The following is an 18,161-nucleotide window of genomic DNA, read 5'->3' as shown; positions in this document are numbered from 1 at the left end:
GGCGTCGGACGTCGATTTCCAGTCGCGGCTCAATCCCTCCGATCGGCTCGAAGTGCTGTTTTCGCAGCCCGACAGTGAGGATCAGGCCTCCGACGAATCGCAGTTGCTCTATGTTTCCGCTTCGATAGGAGCGGCAACCCGAACGCTCTATCGCTTCCAGCTGAAGGACGGCAGCGTCGATTATTTCGACCGGGATGGCCGCAGCGCCGAGCAGTTCCTGTTGCGAAATCCGCTGCCCGCCGGCAAGTTCCGGTCGGGCTTCGGCGCCCGCAAGCACCCGATCCTCGGTTATGTGCGCATGCACACCGGCGTCGACTGGGCAGCGCCTATCGGCACTCCGATCATCGCCGCCGGCAATGGCGTGGTGGAAAAGGCCGGCTGGGCCGGCGGCTACGGCAAGCAGATCATGATCCGCCACGCCAACGGCTACGAGACCTCCTACAACCACCAGAGCGCATTCGCCCGCGGAATCAGCGAAGGCGTTCGCGTTCGCCAGGGCCAGGTCATCGGCTATCTGGGCCAGACGGGCCTCGCCACCGGGCCGCACCTGCACTACGAACTGATCGTCAACGGCACCAAGGTCGACCCGATGCGGGTGCGCCTGCCGGTCGGCAAGTCCTTGAACGGCGACGATCTGGTCGCCTTCAAGCGCGAGCGCGACCGCATCGAGGACCTGCTGAAGCAGCAGGACAACGGCTCGCTCAAGATGGCCAGCGCGAAAGTGGACGGCTGACAGCAGCCGGAAGATCGAAGCGCACCTTAACGGCTATCCGTCGCTCGGATCCAGGGAAGCCTCTGGCCCGGCACGGTCACCCAGGCGGTAACCGCTGACAGCAGGCAGAGCAGCACCGTGACCCAGGCCACCGCCGCGAAGGCGGCATCGCTGGCTTTCGTCCTCATGGATTCCATGGCCGGCGCCAGTTCAGTGGCCGCAAGCTGTCCGAAACCGGGCATCGGTGGCCCATCGGGCAGCGCCCCGGCATAGACCCAGGCTGCGAAGGACCCCAAGGCCGCGACCGCCATCAGGCCCGCGATCCGCGAGACGGCATTGTTGATGCCGGAAGCGGCGCCCGTATCCTTGTCGTCCACCGACGTCATGATTGCCGTGGACAGCGGCGACACCACCAGCGCCATGCCGAATCCCATCAATGTCATGAGCGGAAACACGCCGGACCAGAACTGGTGTATGCCGGCGCTTACGATGGCCGCCAGCCCGGCAAAGGCGACCGCCACCAGAAGGCAGCCGGACGCGATCGGAAGACGCGGTCCGATCCGGTCCGAGACATGGCCGACCGGCCCTGACAAGAGTGCGATGAGCGCAGACAGAGGCACGAAGACGAAGCCGGCTTCCGCCGTGCTCAGCCGCCAGCCCGCGATCAGCAGCATCGGCAGATAGAACAGAACGCCCGACAACGCGAAGTACAGCAGGAACGTGACCAGGTTCGCGCCGGAAAACGCGCCGTTGCGAAACAGGGAAAGTTCGATCATCGGCTCGCGCTGGCGCCTTTCCCAGATCAGGAACAGCACAAACAGCATCGCGCCGGCGACAATCGCACCCGCAGCCAGGCCGGCCATCGGTGCGCGGCCTTCCGCATTCAGGGCGGTCAGCCCATAGGCGAGAGAGCCGAAGGAAAGCGTGGCGAGCATCGCGCCGCCGAGGTCCAGGCCGCGCTTTTGCTCCGGTTGATCGGCCGGAACCTTCGCCAGCAGCAGATAGATGGAGACGATGCCGAGCGGCAGGTTGATGGCAAAGATCGCGCGCCAGATCGCGTCGCCGAAAGCGGATAGCACCAGACCGCCAAGGACCGGTCCCAGCGCGGTCGTCAGCGCCGACGACGCGGCCCAGATGCCGATGGCCCGGCCCCGTTCCCGTTTCGGGTAGGCCTTGGCGATGATCGCCAGGCTGCCGGGCACCATGATCGCGGCCCCTATGCCCTGGACCGCCCGAAACAGGATCAGCATGGCCGGATTGGGCGCCAGCGCGCAGGCGAAGGATGCGCAAATGAACAGCGCGATCCCGATTACGAAGACCTTGCGCAAGCCGAACCGGTCGCCGGCGGCACCGCCGGCGAGTATCAAGGCCGACAGGGTCAGCGCGTAGGCATTGGAAATCCACTGCGCCTCGGACAGATCGGCGCCGAGATCGGCGCGGATCGCAGGTGTTGCGATGGCCAGCACCGAACCGTCGATGAAGCCGAGCGCCGAAGCCAGGATCGCCGCGATCAGGACGAAACGCCGCCGGGATTGTGGGCAGAACGATTCGGCCGGTGCTGAGCGCATACGAAAACCAGCCTCCCGTGGGCAATTCCAGGAAGATGCGCGGCGGTTTCCCCCGGAATTGCAGGCAAGACGGAGCGCTTCGCGATTCGAAGAAACCGGAATTGCTCCGCGATCGGCGGCGCGCCTCGCGCAGGAAAGGATTACGCCCTTTGGCCCGCCGCGACAACGGCGAGGCCTTCATCTCCTGACCGCTCCCGGCAAACACGCCAGGCTCCCGTTGGTCAATCGGTGAATTCGACCGTCACGCCCGGCTTCACCAGCTTGGCAAGCTCAGTGGCATCCCAATTGGTCAGGCGCACGCAGCCATGGCTGGCGGTCTTGCCGATCTTGGAGGGATCGGGCGTACCGTGAATGCCGTAGGTCGGCTTGTCGAGCGCGATCCAGATCGAGCCGACCGGGCCGTTCGGGCCGGGCGGGATGGTCAGGATCTTGTCGTTGTCGCCCTGCTTGAAGTTGAGATTGGGATTGTAGGTGTAGTTCGGGTTGAAGGCGATGCGCGAGACCGTGTGGATGCCCGAAGGCGACGGCGTGTCGGTGGAGCCGATCGTCGCCGGATAGGCCGCCACCAGCTTGCCGTCGGCACTATAGGCCCGCACCTGCTTCTGCGCCTTGTCGGCGATGATCCGCGCGACCGGGGTCGAGACGAGCTTGCCGAAATTGGCGACCCTGATGACCGTGCCGGGCCGGTTGAAGTCCAGTCCGGGATTGAGGGCCTTCAGGTAAGCCTCGTCCATGTGGAAACGCTCGGCCAGCGCTTCGGTGACCGAGGTGTAGCTCATGCGCTCGAGCTTGGCCTTTTGGCTATAATCCTCCGGAACCGACGCGACATAGGGCCCCGCCGCGTCTTCCGGCGTGATCGTATAGGAGGCGAAGGCATCGCCGCCCGTCTTCTGGAGCTCCTCCTTGATCGCGGCGGCATCGGTCGATTGCAGGTTTACCCCGGTGATCTCGCGATAGGCCGCAAGCGCCTTGTCGACATTGGAGCCGAACCGGCCGTCGATGACACCCGGCGAGGCGCCGCTCCGGTCGAGCAGCACCTGGAGCGCGGCGATGTCCTCTCGCCCGCCGAGCGCGAGCGAGGAATTGACCGTGGCCTTGCCGTCGAGATTCGGCGCCGGCGTCACTGTGGTCGGCTCCTGCGGCGACGACGGTCCCACGGATGCTTCTTTCATGGGCTGCTGCTGGATCGGCTCCCGGCGAATTTCGGACGGAGCCTGTTCGTCGGGATAGGCATAGGCATCGCCCGAACCGGGCGCGGGCGGAAACGCGTCTTGCGAATCGCCGTAGTCGTCGGGACCGTCGGCCGGCCCGAGATATTGGTCGCCGTTTCGCCGCAGGCGCCGGTAACGGGTCGTGTCACCCTGGCCGTCGGAATAGTAGCCGCCGTCGCCGTCGAACTGCCGCTGCCGTTCCTGCAACCTCAGGGCGCGGCGATCGAACCGGCCCTGCGGCGGCTGGATGGCGACGACCTTGCCGGTATAGGAATCGACGATGACCCGGTTGCCGCGCCCGTCATAGTAGATCTCATAATCGCCGGCCTGGGCGACCTGAATTCCCACGCTGTCCGCACGCGCCGGCCCTTCGGCAATCCGGTCCGCCGACGTCGGATGTTGCGCGGCCATGGCCGCGGTCGAAACGAACGTCGCGGCAAAAGCCGAGAACAGGCAAATCTTGCGCAGCATGTAGGCCAAAAACTCCGATGTCTTCACCGCCTGACCGTTCAGCAAATACTGTCATGCCGCAACGGACCACCCGGATAATCGTTCCAATATGAACCGGGCATGAAAATGGCGGATCAGCGCCGCCGCCGTCCGCCATATATCATCTATTCAAAGGAAATCTTCCCCTGTGGCAAACTGGCCTCGCCCTTTCGCGAAGGCGAGGCCAGCCCTGGTCAAGCCGCTTGTTCCGCCTCGACCGTTGCGGGCTTCGAACGGAAGTTGAGGCGATCCGAACCCGCTGTCACCTTGACGGCCGACCCGTCGAGGATCTCGCCCATCAGGATCTTCTCGGCCAGCGGGTCCTGCAGTTCCTTCTGCATCACCCGCTTTAGCGGCCGCGCGCCATAGGCGGGGTCGTAGCCCTTGTCGGCCAGCCACTTGATGGCGTCGTTGTCCAGGTCGAGCCTGATCTTGCGGTCGGCCAGCAGCGATTCGAGCCGCTTGAGCTGGATCTCGACGATCTTGTCCATGTCCTGACGGCGCAGGCGATGGAACAGGATGATCTCGTCGATACGGTTTAGGAATTCCGGCCGGAAGTGCGAACGCACGACCGCCATCACCTCGTCCCGCACGGCATCGACGTCCTGGCCCTCGCCGAGATTGACCAGATATTCGGCGCCGAGATTGGAAGTCATCACGATGAGCGTGTTGCGGAAGTCAACGGTACGCCCCTGCCCGTCGGTCAGGCGACCGTCGTCCAGGATCTGGAGCAGCACGTTGAAGACATCCGGATGCGCCTTTTCTACCTCGTCGAACAGGATCACCTGATAAGGCCTGCGCAGCACCGCTTCCGTCAGCACGCCGCCTTCCTCATAGCCGACATAGCCGGGAGGCGCACCGATCAGCCGGGCGACCGAGTGCTTTTCCATGAACTCCGACATGTCGATGCGCACCATCGCGGTCTCGTCGTCGAACAGGAAGGAGGCCAGCGCCTTGGTCAGTTCGGTCTTGCCGACACCGGTCGGGCCGAGGAACATGAACGAGCCGATCGGCCGGTTCGGGTCCTGCAACCCGGCACGCGCGCGCCGGACCGCCTTGGACACGGCCTGCACGGCCTCGCCCTGGCCGACGACCCGCTTGGCGAGTTCGTCTTCCATCCTGAGCAGCTTCTCGCGCTCGCCTTCCAGCATCTTGTCCACCGGAATGCCGGTCCAGCGGGAGACGATGTGCGCGATGTTGTCCGGCGTCACGGTCTCCTGGACCATGCCGCCCTTGCCGTCGTGGTCCTTGGCTTCGGCTTCCTTCAACTGGCGCTCCAGTTCGGGGATCTTGCCATAGGCAAGTTCGCCGGCGCGCTGGAACTCGCCCTTGCGCTGGGCGCTGGCCAGTTCGTTGCGGGCGTCGTCGATCTGCTTCTTCAGGTCGGCCGCCAGACCGAGCTTCTGCTTCTCGGCCTGCCATTTGGCGGTGAGCGAAGTCGATTCCTCCTCCAGCCCCGCCAGTTCCTTCTCCAGCCGGGCCAGACGGTCCTTCGAAGCCTCGTCCTTCTCCACCTTCAGCGCCTCGCGCTCGATCTTGAGCTGCATGATGCGACGGTCGATCTCGTCCAGCGCCTCGGGCTTGGAATCGACCTGCATGCGCAGCCGTGAAGCGGCCTCGTCGACAAGGTCGATGGCCTTGTCGGGCAGGAAACGGTCGGAGATGTAGCGGTTGGACAGCGTCGCGGCCGAAACCAGCGCCGAGTCGGAGATGCGCACCTTGTGGTGCTGCTCGTACTTCTCCTTCAGGCCGCGCAGGATGGAGATGGTGTCCTCCACGGTCGGCTCCTCGACGAAGACCGGCTGGAAACGACGGGCAAGCGCCGCGTCCTTCTCGATATATTTACGGTATTCGTCCAGCGTCGTGGCGCCCACGCAGTGCAACTCGCCGCGCGCCAGCGCAGGCTTGAGCAGGTTGGAGGCGTCCATCGCGCCGTCCGCCTTGCCGGCGCCCACCAGCGTGTGCATCTCGTCGATGAACAGGATGATGCCGCCGGCGGCAGCGGTGACCTCGTTGAGCACCGCCTTGAGACGCTCCTCGAACTCGCCGCGATATTTCGCGCCGGCAATCAACGCGCCCATGTCGAGCGCCATCAACTGCTTGTCCTTGAGCGATTCGGGCACGTCGCCATTGACGATGCGCAGCGCCAGCCCCTCGGCGATCGCCGTCTTGCCGACGCCGGGCTCGCCGATCAGCACGGGGTTGTTCTTGGTGCGCCGCGACAGAACCTGGATGGTGCGGCGGATCTCGTCGTCGCGGCCGATCACCGGGTCCAGCTTGCCCGCACGGGCATCGGCGGTAAGGTCGCGCGCGTATTTCTTCAGCGCGTCATAGCCCTGCTCGGCGGAAGCCGAATCTGCTGTCCGTCCCTTGCGCATGTCGTTGATGACCTTGTTCAGTTCCTGCGGCGTCACACCGGCCTTGGCGAGGATTTCGGAAGTCTTTGCCGTCTTCTCCATGGCAAGCGCCTGCAGCAGGCGCTCGACGGTGACGAAGGAATCGCCCGCCTTCTTGGCCAGCTCCTCGGCTGTCGAGAACACTTTGGCCAGCGGTTGCGCCATATAGAGCTGGCCGTTGCCGCCCTCTACCTTCGGCAGCGCCTCCAGCGCCGCATCGGTTCCAAGCCTCACGTCCTGCACATTGCCGCCGGCACGCTCGATCAGGGACGCGGCAAAGCCTTCGTCGTCATCGATCAGCGCCTTGAGAATATGTTCGGGAGTAAATTGCTGGTTGTTGCGATTGAGCGCGTATTGCTGTGCCGACTGGATGAAACCGCGCACGCGCTCGGAATATTTTTCAAGATTCATATTTGTCTCCTTCCATCACCGGCCCGCTTTGCGGCACCGGATCAGATTATGGTGACGGACCCTCCCTGTCAGAGCCGGGCCCAGTTCACACCTGATATGGGGCGTGGGCCCGGCTCCCTCAAGACGCCTCGCGGCGCTGCGCTCGATAATAATTCGCTTGTCCGAAAAACGGAAACGGCGGGGATTTCTCCCCGCCGTCCAAAACGCCGAAAGGCTGAATTCGTTCAACTATCCGCGGAAGTGGTTTCCTCGCTTCCGGCCTCGGCCGGAGCGCCTGCCTCGGCATCGGCGCTGACGCGCGGACGACGCGGGCGCCGCGCCCGGCGCGGTGCCTCCTCGGCGGGCTTCTCGTTCTGCTCGGCCGCCGTCGCGGTTTCGGTCGGTGCCGATGCCTGCTCGACTTGTGCGGCGGCAGGGGTCACCTCGGTGGCCTGTTCGCCTTGGCCCTGCCCGGTTTCGGTCTGTCCGGTTCCGGTCTGTCCGGCCTCGGTCTGTCCGGTCTCAGGGGCAGGCTCGCTGTGGTCGCGGCGTGCCTGCTGTTCATCGCGCTGGCCGCCCTGGCCATAATCGTTGCGGCGACCGTTCTGGTGCCTGCGATCGCGATGACGGCCGCCGCCTTCGCGGGCGCCGTTGTTTTCACGGCTGCCATTGGCCTCGCGATTGCCTTCGGAATTCAGCGCCACCTCGGCCGGAACGCCCTCGATCACGGGCTGCGGCCCCGCGCCATGGTTCACCACCGGCACCTGCACCTCGCCGACGGCCGCGCCGTTCTCGAATTCCTCTTCGATCTCGTCGTCGAAATCGTCGTTGCGCTGCTGGACGTGCTGGATCGGCATCTGCGCCTGGGCGGCCGCAATGATGCGGTTGTAGTGCTCGGCATGCTGGAGATAGTTCTCGGCCATCACGCGGTCGCCGGAACTCATCGCGTCGCGGGCGAGCGTCGTGTATTTTTCGGCGATTTGCTGGGCCGAACCGCGGATTTTGACGTCCGGTCCGTTGCTTTCGTAGTTGCGGTTGAGCGGGTTCGGCCCCTTGCGATTGTTGTTGTTATTGTTGCCGCCGCCGCCGTTGCGACCGCGCATGCGCCTGTTCTGCTGTTGTGGCCTCATCCGACTCTCTTCAGTGTTCGAAGCTTGAAAAATCTGTTCGCGCGGCGGCGCTCATGCAGCCTGCCGTTCCGCTGTTCCACCGGTGTTCGCCCGCATCGATTGCGTTGGCGCCACGTGTCATCCCGTTCCGGTTACATCACTTGCCGGGTGATTCCCGCACGAAGCCCTAGCGTCGTTTCGCAGGAAGGCAGCTATTTCCAAGGGAACCGAATCGCTAAGAGCACTGCCTGCTTCGTCTCATCCGGTTGCGCGCGACCCTAGACGCATTCCCATGCCTTGCCAAGCGTTTTTTCCGTCTTTCCCGCGCCTGCCGGGCCTATTCTTTCACCCTGAAGACAAGCGCCCGCTGGTTTCCCGTCAGATCGCGCCGGCTATCGGAAAGGACGAACCCCTTGTCGGCGAAAAGCTGCGCGACTTCAGCCGCCTGCGTGCTGCCGATCTCCAGCACCACGATGCCGCCATGTTCCAGATGGGTGGCAGCACCCGCCGCAATCCGGCGGTAGGCGTCCAGCCCGTCGGCGCCTCCGTCCAGCGCCCGAACCGGATCATGGTCGCGCACTTCCCGTTCCAGTGCGCCGATGTCCTTTGCCGGTATATAGGGCGGGTTCGACACGATTGCATGGTAGCGGCCCGAGATTTCCGCGAACCAGTCCGACTTTTTTGCCGTAAACCGCGCCGACAGGCCGAGTTCCGCGGCGTTCCGGGCCGCCATTGCCAGCGCGCCTTGCGAAATATCGACGGCCACGGCTTCCGCAGCCCGCTCACAATGGAGCAGCGCAAGCGCGATCGCGCCCGTTCCCGTGCCGAGATCGAGGATACGGCACCGCCCCTCGCGCGCCGCCGTGGCCCGGACGAACGGCAGGACCGCGTCCACCAGGGTCTCGGTGTCCGGTCGCGGTTCGAGCGTTTCCGCCGACAGCGACAGCCTCAACCCGTAGAATTCCCGGTAGCCGAGAATGCGATGAACCGGCTCGCCTGCGAGACGGCGCCGGAGTGCGTCTTCCACGGCGTCGCCGGCAGCGGCGGATATTTCTTGTTCCGGACGCGCTATGGCGTCGGTCCGCCCGGTGCCGGTGAAATGCTCCACGATCAGGCGCGAGTCGAGCGCGGCGTCCGCGATCCCCGCCTGCGCCAGCCTCGCCCGCGCGGCCAGGTGGAGCGCGCCCAGTTTCATCTTGAGAATTGCCGACCGTGCGTCATCCGGCCGCACTCATATCCGCCAGAAGTTTCGACTGGTGATCGGCGATCAGCGCATCGACGATCTCGTCCAGCTCACCTTCCATCACCCGGTCGAGCTTGTAGAGGGTGAGATTGATGCGATGGTCGGTGATTCGACCCTGCGGGAAATTGTAGGTGCGGATGCGTTCCGAGCGGTCGCCCGAGCCGACCTGCGACTTCCGCGATTCGGAGCGCTCCTCGTCGGCGCGGCTGCGCTCCATGTCATAGAGGCGCGCGCGCAGGATCTGCATGGCCCGGGCGCGGTTCTGGTGCTGCGACTTTTCCGCCTGCACCACCATGATGCCGGTGGGCAGATGCGTGATGCGCACTGCCGAGTCGGTCGTGTTGACGTGCTGGCCGCCCGAACCGGAGGCGCGCATCGTATCGATGCGGATGTCTTCCGGTCGGATTTCGATATCGACTTCCTCGGCCTCCGGCAGCACCGCAACGGTCGCCGCCGAGGTGTGGATGCGCCCGCCGGCCTCGGTTTCCGGCACGCGCTGCACGCGGTGCACGCCCGATTCGTATTTCAGCTTGGCGAAGACCCCCTTGCCGGAAACGGTGGCGATGATCTCCTTGAACCCGCCGACCTCGCCTTCGCTTGCCGAGACCACCTCCATGCGCCAGCCCTGTGCGGCGGCGTAGCGTTCGTACATGCGAAAGAGGTCGCCGGCGAAAAGCGCGGCCTCGTCGCCGCCCGTGCCGGCGCGGATTTCGAGGATGGCGTTGCGCTCGTCGGCCGCGTCCTTCGGCAGAAGCAGGATCTGGATATCCCTTTGCAGAGCCTCGATCCGCTCCTCGACCTCCGGCAGGTCCGCTTCGGCCAGCGCCCGCATCTCCGCATCGGTCGATCTGTCGGAAAGCATGGCCTCGAGGTCTGCCTGCTCGCTCTCGGCCGCGCGCAGGGCCCTGATCTTGCCGACCATGTCCTGGATATCGGCATATTCGGAAGCCATCTTCACATAGGCTTCAGGCTCGGGACCTGCCGCCATCTGCGCTTCGAGCATGTCGAAACGCTTGACGACTTGGTCCATGCGGTCGCGGGGCAGATTGATCATGCAGGTGCTTTACAAAGGTATGCTGCGGTCGTCGGCAAACGCCTGCAACAGAGCGCGCATCGGCATGCCGGTGGACGGCGCCGACAGGTTGTCCTCGAAGAAGCGTTCCAGATCCGCCAGCGGCAGTTCCGTCAGCATCGCCTTGACCGGACCGATGGAAGCCGGCGACATCGAGATGGAGCGGAAGCCGAGCCCGATCAGCGCCATGGCCGAGATCGGTTTGCCGGCAAGCTCGCCGCACAGCGTCACCGGCGTCCTGTTGCGATGGCCGGCGACCGCGATCTCCTTCAGCGCCCTGAGGAACGGCACCGACAGGGGATCGAAGCGGTCCGCGATCTGCGTGTTGCCGCGATCGACCGCCATCATGAACTGGAACAGGTCGTTCGACCCGACGGAAACGAAATCCACCGCCTTCATCAACTCGTCGAGCTGGAACAGCAGCGACGGCACCTCCAGCATGGCGCCGAGCTTCAGGCTGGTCGGCAGATGGTGCGCGAAACGCGACAGGTGCCGCACTTCGCGGTCGATGATCTCGCGCGCCTGCACGACCTCGCTGAGTTCCGTCACCATCGGCAGCATCAGCTTCAGTTCGCGCCCGCCGGCCGCCTTCAAAAGCGCCCTGATCTGCGTGCGCAGCAGTCCCGGCCGATCCAGCGCCAGCCTTATGGCGCGCCAGCCGAGCGCCGGGTTCTCTTCCTGCGCCGCGTTCTTGAAATAGGGCAGCACCTTGTCGCCGCCTATGTCGATGGTGCGGAAGGTGACCGGCTTGCCCTCGGCGATGTCGAGCACGTCGCGATAGAGCTTTTCCTGCGCCTCGGCGCGCGGGAAGGTGGAGGCCACCATGAATTGCAGCTCTGTGCGGAACAAGCCGATGCCGGCCGCGCCCGATTCGGCGAGTTGCGGCAGGTCGACGGCCAGGCCGGCATTCATCAGCAGATCGACCGGAACGCCGTCCTTCGTCGCCGACGGCTTCTTGCGCAGTTCGCGATAAAGCTCCTGCCGGCGCGCCCGGAACCTGACCTTCTCCGCATAGGCGGCTTCCAGGTCGGGCTGGGGCCGCAGATGGATGGAGCCCTCGTCGCCGTCCACGATGATAGGATCGCCGTTCTCCGACATGGAGACCGCGCCCTTCATCTGGCCGGCGACGGGAATTCCCATGGCGCGGGCGACGATCACCACATGGCTGGTCGGCGCGCCGTCCTCCAGCACCAGCCCGCGCAGCTTGTCGCGCGGATAGTCGAGCAGTTCGGCGGCCCCCATCGAGCGGGCGACGATGATGGCGTCCTTCGGCAGCGCCGCGGCGATGTCTTCAGGGGCCTGACCCAGCAACTGGCGCAGCAGGCGGTTGGCGAGATCGTCGAAATCGCTCATGCGCTCGCGCAGATAAGGGTCGGTCATGTGGATCATGCGCGCGCGCATGTCCGACTGCACCTTTTCGACCGCCGCCTCCGCCGTCAGGCCGTTGCGGATCGCCTCTTCGAGGCGCCGCACCCAGCCGCGATCGTTGGCGAACATGCGGTAGGCTTCCAGCACCTCGCGGTGCTCGCCCTCGAAGGCCACCTCGCGGCGCGACAGCATGTCGTCGATGGACAGCCGCAGCGATCCGAGCGAGGCTTCCAGCCGGCGGACTTCCTCCTCGCTGTCCTCGTTGAACAGGTTGGTGACGACGATGCGCGGCTCGTGCAGCACGACATGGCCGAGCCCGATGCCCTCGTTGAAGGTGAGGCCGGTGAAGGAAACCGGCCGCTTCAGGTCCAGTTCGACGCCCGGCCGGGTGAGACGGGCCAGATCGCCGGCCGCGATCATCTCGGCGATGACCATCGCCGTGGTTTCCAGCGCCTCGACCTCGTCTTCGCGATAATTGCGCATGGTCCTGTTCTGCACGACCAGCACGCCGAGTGTGCGGCCGGCACGCAGCACGGGCACGCCGAGGAAGGAGTGGTAGATCTCCTCGCCCGTCTCCGGCAGATAGGCGAAGGCGGGGTGTTCCTGCGCGTTGGAAAGATTGAGCGGCCGCGCGCTTGCCGCGATCGTGCCGACGAGACCCTGCCCGAGACGCAACTGCGCCAGGTGCACGGCGTTGGGATTGAGGCCTTCGGTGGCGTAGAGTTCCAGTACCGAGTCGGAGCGCAGCACGTAGAGCGAGCACACCTCGGCCACCATGTTGGAGGCGATGTCGCGCACGATGCGGTCGAGCCTCTCCTGCGGCTCCAGCGGCTCCTGCATGAGCTCGCGAAGCCTTTTCAGAAGAACGCGCGGGCCGAAGGCCGAATCACGCATCGGGCTTCTTCTCCAATGGCGCTATGGCCGGAGCGGGCCCCTCCCGCACCGGCGTCGAGCAATCGCCGACTCCTCAGACTATTGCTTATCTAGACCGTAAACGGAATGCAAAGTTCGAACTGCAAGTTCCGTATACGGGCCGTCGATCAGGATCGAAATCTTGATCTCGGAGGTGGTGATGGCGCGGATGTTGATGGATTTCTCCGAAAGCGCCTTGAACGCGGTGGCGGCAACGCCCGCATGGCTTCTCATGCCGATGCCGATGACCGACACCTTGGACATGCCCTCGTCATGCTGGATCGCGTCGAAGCCGACCGTCTGCTTGACCTTGTCCAGCACCGTCAGCGCCTTCGCCACGTCGCCGGAAGGCACCGTGAAGGTCATGTCGGTCGACTTGCCGTCCTCGGAAATATTCTGGACGATCATGTCCACATTGATGTTGGCCTCGGCCAGCGGCCCGAAGATGCCGGCGGCGACGCCCGGACGGTCCGCGACCCGGCGCAGCGAAATCTGCGCTTCGTCCTTGGCATAGGCAATTCCGGTGACGACCTGCTGTTCCACGATTTCATCCTCGTCGCAAATGAGGGTTCCGGGCGGATTGAGAAGATCGCCCATGCCGGGCGCATCCGGCTCCACGAAGGACGACCGCACGAAGGTGCGCACCCGGTGCACCATGGCGAGTTCCACCGACCGTACCTGAAGCACCTTGGAACCGAGCGAGGCCATTTCCAGCATTTCCTCGAAGGAAATGCGGTCGAGGCGGCGCGCCTTGGGTTCGATGCGCGGATCGGTGGTATAGACGCCGTCCACGTCGGTATAGATGTCGCAGCGGTCGGCCTTGACGGCGGCGGCGATGGCCACCGCGCTGGTGTCGGAGCCGCCGCGGCCGAGCGTGGCGATGCGGTTGTCCGGCGCCAGGCCCTGGAAGCCGGCGACCACCGCCACCTGCCCTTCCTGGAAGCGCTTGATGAGGAACGAGCCGTCGATTTCCTTGATGCGCGCCGCGCCATGGGCGTTGTCGGTGCGGATCGGGATCTGCCAGCCCTGCCAGGAGCGTGCGTTGATGCCCATGTTCTGCAGGGTGATTGCCAGCAGCCCCGCCGTCACCTGTTCGCCGGACGCGACCACGGCGTCATATTCGCGCGCGTCGTGCATGGGCGAGGCCTCGCGCGTCCAGGCCACCAGCTCGTTGGTCTTGCCGGCCATGGCCGAAACCACCACCGCCACCTCGTGGCCGGCGTCCACCTCGCGTTTGACGTGACGCGCCACATTGCGAATGCGGGCGATGTCGGCGACGGAAGTCCCGCCGAATTTCATCACGATGCGCGCCATGGAAGCGAAATGCCTTTGAATGCCGGCTGACCGGAACCGAAAAACTGGAGACCCGGCACACCGGGTCTGGATTGCGCGGCTTCATTAGCCAAAAGCGTATCGCTTCGCAAGCATGCGCGCCGCATCGCTTCGGCGGGCCTCGCCAGTCTTGACATTCGTTTTCGCAGGCCCGACTTCCTAATGCTCGTCATCCGTCCCGTGCCAGGCAGATTCGAGGAGAAACGCCATGCCGGAATCCCGAAGCTCGACGTCCTCCCGCACGACCATCGATCCGGCGGAAGTGCAGCGTTTTTCGGCGCTCGCCGCCGAGTGGTGGAATCCGAACGGCAAATTCCGCCCGCTGCACAAGTTCAATCCGGTGCGGCTGGCCTATATACGCGACCAGGTGGCCGAACGCTTCGGCCGCGACCCGCGCGAAGCGCGCCCCTTCGAGGGCCTTCGCTTCCTCGACATCGGCTGCGGCGGCGGGCTGCTCTGCGAACCGATGGCCAGGCTGGGCGCGGAAGTGGTCGGCGCGGACGCGTCCGAGACCAACATCGAGGTGGCAAAGCTGCATGCCGCCGAAAGCGGGGTGAATGTGGATTACCGCGCCACGACCGCCGAAGCGCTGGCCGAGGCCGGCGAAAAATTCGACGTGATCCTCAACATGGAGGTGGTCGAGCACGTGGCCGACATCGACCTGTTCGTGGCCAAGTGCAGCGAAATGGTCAAGCCCGGCGGCATCATGTTCGTGGCCACCATCAATCGCACGCTGAAGGCGTTGGGATTGGCCATCATCGGCGCCGAATATGTGCTGCGCTGGCTGCCGCGCGGCACCCACCAGTTCGGCAAGCTGGTGCGCCCGGAGGAACTGGAGCGGGCGCTTGGCGGCGCCGGTCTCGCCGTGGCCGACCGCACGGGTGTGATCTACAACCCGCTGGCCGATCGCTGGCAGAAATCACGCGACATGGACGTCAACTATATGGTGCTGGCCGAGAAGGCCGCCGCCTGAAAGACAGGTTCAGGCGGGTTTCGCCTGCGCCTTGGTCGTGATGACGACGCCGGCGGTTACGATCAGCGCGCCGGCCCAGGTGAGCCATTGATAGTGTTCGCCCAGGAAAAACGTGCCTGAAAACAGGCCGATCGCCGCAGCGACATAGCCGATCTGGCTGAGATAGACCGGCCCGCCGACCGCCTGCAGGCGGAAGAACACCGCGAACATGGCCGAGGCGGAGGCAATTTGTCCCACGGTGACGCCCGGCACCGCCGCCAGCGGCGTGAACGCACGGCCGCCGAGCAGTAAAAGGATGCCGGCAAGCAGCATTGCCGCTGAGGCGAGATGACTGCCGGCGGCGAGTTCGATCGGCCCGGCATCCTTCGGCCAGTCCGCGGTGCGATAGATGTTCCCGGCCGCGAGGCTGACCGGGATCAGCAGCCCGAGCACCACCCAGACGGGCTCTGCCGGCTGTCCGGCTTCGCCCCGCGTCAGCGCCACGATGGCCGCGCCCGCAAAACCGACGGCGATGCCCGCCATGCCCAGCAGATTCGGGCGCCTCACCCCCAGAAGAATGGAGAACACCAGCGTGATGACGGGCGAGAGGGTGAACATGATGCCGGTATAGCCCGCGCCGAGATGCGGGATCACCGAGAACATCAGCAGGTTCGGCAGCGCGTAGGAGATCGCCGCGGTGATGAAGAAATAGCGCAGCCGCTGCGGCGTCAGCCTGAACGTGCCGTCACCGAGAAGCAGGCGCGCGCACAGGAGCACGCTGCCGGCGCCGAAGGAAATCAGGAAGGCCCACACCATGGCCGGCACGCCGGCAGTGGTCGCCATCTTGCCGAACGGCAGTGTGAGGCCAAGCAGCGCGCCAGTCACCAGCAGCAGGCCGACCGCCGAATCCCATATCGTCTTCATGCAAAGGGTTTAGCTTGGCGCGGACCGGCGGGAAATGCGGCGCCGCGATGCCTGCGTTTGGGCCAGAATGCCCCGCGTCAGTTGCGGTCGTCCGGAAAGACCGGCATCGGCAGGAAGGATACGCCATCGTCGGCCAGGCCCTTGGCCTCGTCCAGCGTCGCCTCGCCATAGATGCTGCGCGCATCGGTCTCGCCGAAATGGATCTTGCGCGCTTCCTCGGCGAACTTGTCGCCGACATAGTCGGCGTTCTCGCGCATCTTTTTCGACAGCGCCTTGAGTTCGTCCATGGCCTTGCGCTGCGCCTCGCCCATGGCCAACGCGACTTTCTCTTGTTTCTTGCTGGTGGAGACGGCAGGCGCCATCAAGGCCTTCTGGACCTTGTGGGAGCCGCAATCCGGGCACTCGACGAAGCCGCGCTTTTTCTGCTTGTCGAAATCGTCGTTGCTGCGGAACCAGGCTTCGAACTCGTGGTCGTGTTCGCAGATCAGCGAAAACCGGATCAAGATGCCGCTCCCTTGAGGCGGGCAGGCTCTGCCGCGTCCTTGAGCGCGAACTCGCGCGCGTTTTTCAGATTCGGAATCTTCTTGCGGGCAGCGGAAGACTGCGCCGGATCGATCTCGGCCACCGCGACGCCGGGTTCGTCGCTGTCGACCTCGGCAAGGATGCGGCCCCACGGATCGACGATCAGCGAATGGCCATAGGTTTCGCGGCCGTCCTCATGGCGGCCGCCCTGCGCCGCGGCAATCACGAACGCCCCGTTCTCGATGGCCCGTGCGCGCAGCAGCACATGCCAATGCGCCTCGCCGGTCTGGCGGGTGAAGGCCGCAGGCACGGTCAGTATTTCGGCCCCTGCAAGGGCCTCTGTTCTGAACAATTGCGGGAACCGCAAATCGTAGCAGACCGCGAAGCCGAGCTTCGCGCCGGCCACGTCGGCAACGACGGCATCGCGGCCGGGTTCGTAAGCCGAGGATTCGCGCCAGCTCTCGCCGTTGTCGAGGTCGACGTCGAACATGTGAATCTTGTCGTAGGTGACGATCCGCGAACCGTCGGGGGCGAACAGGAAGGCGCGGTTCGCCAGCTTTCCGTCGTCGCGCAGGATCGCGGTCGATCCCAGATGCAGATGGACGCCGAGTTCCTTCGCGAGCCGCTGCGCGGTCGCGACCGTGACGTCCTTGTCCTCGCCGGTGAAGGCAGCCGTGCGCGCATCCTTATCGCGCACCATGGCCCCGGTCGTCTCCGGCGTCTGGATATAGCTCGCGCCCTGCGCGGCCGCCTCGCGCACCAGCCGCTCCATATCGGCCGCGTTGCGCTTCGGGTCGGTGCCGGAACGCATCTGCACCACCGCCGCCTTGAAAGTACCCATGGTCGCGTCCTCCGTCATTCCGTTATTTCAGCGTGCCGCTGGCAAGCAGCCCGTCCAGCCGACCCTCGGCCTCGAGCGCGTGAAGATCGTCGCAGCCTCCGACATGCACCTCGCCGACGAAAATCTGCGGGAAGGTCGAGCGGCCATGGGCGCGCGTGATCATTTCCTGGCGCAGCTCCGGCGAAAAGGAGGCGTCCTGTTCGCTGTAGGGCACCCCTTTCCTGTCCAGCAGCCGCTTGGCCGCGGTGCAATAGCCGCACATCATGCGCGTATAGATGGTGACATCGACCATGTACAAACCGACCCGATAAACGTTGCCGTCTATATAGTCGCGGTTGCGCCGGGCCGGAAGTCCCCCGGCAGCACGCGCGCGAAGGTCAGCACGTCCACGGCTCCCGCCCCGCCTTTTTTCAGCGCCTTCGCCGCCGCCCGGACCGTGGCGCCAGTGGTGTAGACGTCGTCCACCAGCAGCACGCGGCGGCCCGCGATGCCGATTTCGGCTTCCGGCGGCACGCGGAAGGCCGCGCGCACGTTCTCCTCGCGCTGGCTGCGCTCCAGCCCCACCTGCCGGCGCGTGCTTTTCACGCGCTGGAGGCTGGCAGGGGAAAACCGCACGCCCGAATGCGCCGAAAGCGCGCGCCCGAGTTCCGCCGATTGATTGAACTGGCGCTTGAAGAAGCGGCGCCAGTGCAGCGGCACCGGCACGACGATATCGGCCTCGGCCAGCAACTCGGCGCCGGCACGGGCCATCCAGCGCGCCATCCACGGCGCAAGGTCCGTACGGTCGCGATATTTCAGCCCCTGCACCATCTGCTGGGCCACGCCCGAATAAGCGACTGCGGCCCGCGCGCGCTCGAAGGGCGGCGGATCGGCGATCGCTTCCGCGGAGAGGAAGCCTTCGCCCATGTCATGGGTGAAGGGCGTGCCCATGACCGGGCACCAGGGCTTTTCCAGCAGCCGCAATTGCGGCCAGCACGCCGGGCACAGGGCACCCGGCTGCGACACCTGGCGACGGCAACCGGCGCAGACCGGCGGGAACAGGACGCCGGCAGGCCATTTCAACGCAGCAAAGGCAAGGCTCTTGATATCCGTCATCGGATCGGCCACGTGGTTCTGACCG

At 65.3% G+C, this 18,161-nt stretch carries 15 protein-coding genes (1 of these 15 running past the window's edge); 2 read left to right on the top strand and 13 right to left on the bottom strand.

Annotated elements, in window-relative coordinates; all coding sequences use genetic code 11:
• Positions 1-733 carry the final stretch of a M23 family metallopeptidase gene (locus QU595_RS19585; protein WP_315924991.1) on the top strand. It extends 1,220 nt beyond the left edge of the window, so only the last 733 of its 1,953 coding nucleotides appear in the window; the start codon falls outside the window, past its left edge; its stop codon occupies positions 731-733.
• Positions 734-759: 26 nt separating this feature from the next.
• On the opposite strand, the gene QU595_RS19580 is transcribed toward QU595_RS19585, so the two are convergent.
• The 8 genes from QU595_RS19580 to QU595_RS19545 all read right to left on the bottom strand — a co-directional run bounded on the left by QU595_RS19580 (position 760) and on the right by QU595_RS19545 (position 13,784).
• Complete coding sequence (locus tag QU595_RS19580; RefSeq protein WP_315924989.1) at positions 760-2,280, bottom strand: MFS transporter; 1,521 nt, start codon at positions 2,278-2,280, stop codon at positions 760-762.
• A 221-nt stretch (positions 2,281-2,501) separates the two neighbouring features.
• Positions 2,502-3,962, bottom strand: a complete 1,461-nt coding sequence (locus QU595_RS19575) for a L,D-transpeptidase (RefSeq protein ID WP_315924987.1) — start codon at positions 3,960-3,962, stop codon at positions 2,502-2,504.
• Positions 3,963-4,174: 212 nt separating this feature from the next.
• Positions 4,175-6,787, bottom strand: a complete 2,613-nt coding sequence (gene clpB, locus QU595_RS19570; protein WP_315924985.1) for an ATP-dependent chaperone ClpB — start codon at positions 6,785-6,787, stop codon at positions 4,175-4,177.
• 224 nt (positions 6,788-7,011) lie between these two features.
• Complete coding sequence (locus QU595_RS19565) at positions 7,012-7,896, bottom strand: DUF4167 domain-containing protein (RefSeq protein ID WP_315924983.1); 885 nt, start codon at positions 7,894-7,896, stop codon at positions 7,012-7,014.
• A gap of 316 nt (positions 7,897-8,212) precedes the next feature.
• Positions 8,213-9,070, bottom strand: coding sequence for a peptide chain release factor N(5)-glutamine methyltransferase (gene prmC, locus QU595_RS19560; protein ID WP_315924981.1), 858 nt, complete (start codon positions 9,068-9,070; stop codon positions 8,213-8,215).
• Positions 9,071-9,092: 22 nt separating this feature from the next.
• Complete coding sequence (gene prfA, locus QU595_RS19555) at positions 9,093-10,172, bottom strand: peptide chain release factor 1 (protein WP_315924979.1); 1,080 nt, start codon at positions 10,170-10,172, stop codon at positions 9,093-9,095.
• Positions 10,173-10,181: 9 nt separating this feature from the next.
• Complete coding sequence (ptsP, locus tag QU595_RS19550; protein WP_315924978.1) at positions 10,182-12,452, bottom strand: phosphoenolpyruvate--protein phosphotransferase; 2,271 nt, start codon at positions 12,450-12,452, stop codon at positions 10,182-10,184.
• A gap of 78 nt (positions 12,453-12,530) precedes the next feature.
• Positions 12,531-13,784, bottom strand: a complete 1,254-nt coding sequence (locus QU595_RS19545; RefSeq protein ID WP_315924976.1) for an aspartate kinase — start codon at positions 13,782-13,784, stop codon at positions 12,531-12,533.
• A 226-nt stretch (positions 13,785-14,010) separates the two neighbouring features.
• Here QU595_RS19545 and ubiG point away from each other — a divergent pair, with 226 nt between their 5' ends.
• A complete protein-coding gene (gene ubiG / locus QU595_RS19540; RefSeq protein WP_315924974.1) occupies positions 14,011-14,775 on the top strand; it encodes a bifunctional 2-polyprenyl-6-hydroxyphenol methylase/3-demethylubiquinol 3-O-methyltransferase UbiG in 765 nt (254 codons plus the stop codon).
• A gap of 9 nt (positions 14,776-14,784) precedes the next feature.
• On the opposite strand, the gene QU595_RS19535 is transcribed toward ubiG, so the two are convergent.
• The 5 genes from QU595_RS19535 to QU595_RS19515 form a co-directional block, all read right to left on the bottom strand.
• Positions 14,785-15,678, bottom strand: a complete 894-nt coding sequence (locus QU595_RS19535) for a DMT family transporter (protein WP_315924972.1) — start codon at positions 15,676-15,678, stop codon at positions 14,785-14,787.
• A 77-nt stretch (positions 15,679-15,755) separates the two neighbouring features.
• Positions 15,756-16,181 (bottom strand): DUF1178 family protein, encoded by a 426-nt coding sequence (locus QU595_RS19530; protein WP_315924970.1) that lies wholly within the window; start codon positions 16,179-16,181, stop codon positions 15,756-15,758.
• The gene (locus QU595_RS19525) at positions 16,178-17,041 is read right to left on the bottom strand and encodes a carbon-nitrogen hydrolase family protein (RefSeq protein ID WP_315924968.1); all 864 of its coding nucleotides are present in this window, start codon (positions 17,039-17,041) and stop codon (positions 16,178-16,180) included. Before QU595_RS19525 ends, QU595_RS19530 begins: the two co-directional genes overlap by 4 nt.
• 22 nt (positions 17,042-17,063) lie before the next feature.
• Complete coding sequence (gene grxC, locus QU595_RS19520) at positions 17,064-17,333, bottom strand: glutaredoxin 3 (protein ID WP_315924966.1); 270 nt, start codon at positions 17,331-17,333, stop codon at positions 17,064-17,066.
• 29 nt (positions 17,334-17,362) lie between these two features.
• On the bottom strand, positions 17,363-18,148 hold the full coding sequence (locus QU595_RS19515; RefSeq protein WP_315924964.1) for a ComF family protein: 786 nt from the start codon (positions 18,146-18,148) through the stop codon (positions 17,363-17,365).
• Positions 18,149-18,161 lie beyond the last annotated feature (13 nt).

Origin of the sequence: Mesorhizobium sp. SP-1A, assembly GCF_032460275.1 — a bacterium.
In the GTDB taxonomy this organism is placed as follows: domain Bacteria; phylum Pseudomonadota; class Alphaproteobacteria; order Rhizobiales; family Rhizobiaceae; genus Mesorhizobium.
The sequence above is the reverse complement of the archived record's forward strand: the minus strand, read 5'-3'. Positions and strand labels throughout refer to the sequence as shown.

Excerpts from the sequence above, each read along its gene's own strand:
- QU595_RS19580 (WP_315924989.1), bottom strand. The coding sequence starts at position 2,280 with ATGCGCTCAGCACCGGCCGAATCGTTCTGCCCACAATCCCGGCGGCGT.
- QU595_RS19575 (WP_315924987.1), bottom strand. The coding sequence starts at position 3,962 with ATGCTGCGCAAGATTTGCCTGTTCTCGGCTTTTGCCGCGACGTTCGTT.
- clpB (WP_315924985.1), bottom strand. The coding sequence starts at position 6,787 with ATGAATCTTGAAAAATATTCCGAGCGCGTGCGCGGTTTCATCCAGTCG.
- QU595_RS19565 (WP_315924983.1), bottom strand. The coding sequence starts at position 7,896 with ATGAGGCCACAACAGCAGAACAGGCGCATGCGCGGTCGCAACGGCGGC.
- prmC (WP_315924981.1), bottom strand. The coding sequence starts at position 9,070 with ATGAAACTGGGCGCGCTCCACCTGGCCGCGCGGGCGAGGCTGGCGCAG.
- prfA (WP_315924979.1), bottom strand. The coding sequence starts at position 10,172 with ATGATCAATCTGCCCCGCGACCGCATGGACCAAGTCGTCAAGCGTTTC.
- ptsP (WP_315924978.1), bottom strand. The coding sequence starts at position 12,452 with ATGCGTGATTCGGCCTTCGGCCCGCGCGTTCTTCTGAAAAGGCTTCGC.
- QU595_RS19545 (WP_315924976.1), bottom strand. The coding sequence starts at position 13,784 with ATGGCGCGCATCGTGATGAAATTCGGCGGGACTTCCGTCGCCGACATC.
- ubiG (WP_315924974.1), top strand. The coding sequence starts at position 14,011 with ATGCCGGAATCCCGAAGCTCGACGTCCTCCCGCACGACCATCGATCCG.
- QU595_RS19535 (WP_315924972.1), bottom strand. The coding sequence starts at position 15,678 with ATGAAGACGATATGGGATTCGGCGGTCGGCCTGCTGCTGGTGACTGGC.
- QU595_RS19525 (WP_315924968.1), bottom strand. The coding sequence starts at position 17,041 with ATGGGTACTTTCAAGGCGGCGGTGGTGCAGATGCGTTCCGGCACCGAC.
- grxC (WP_315924966.1), bottom strand. The coding sequence starts at position 17,333 with ATGGTCGATGTCACCATCTATACGCGCATGATGTGCGGCTATTGCACC.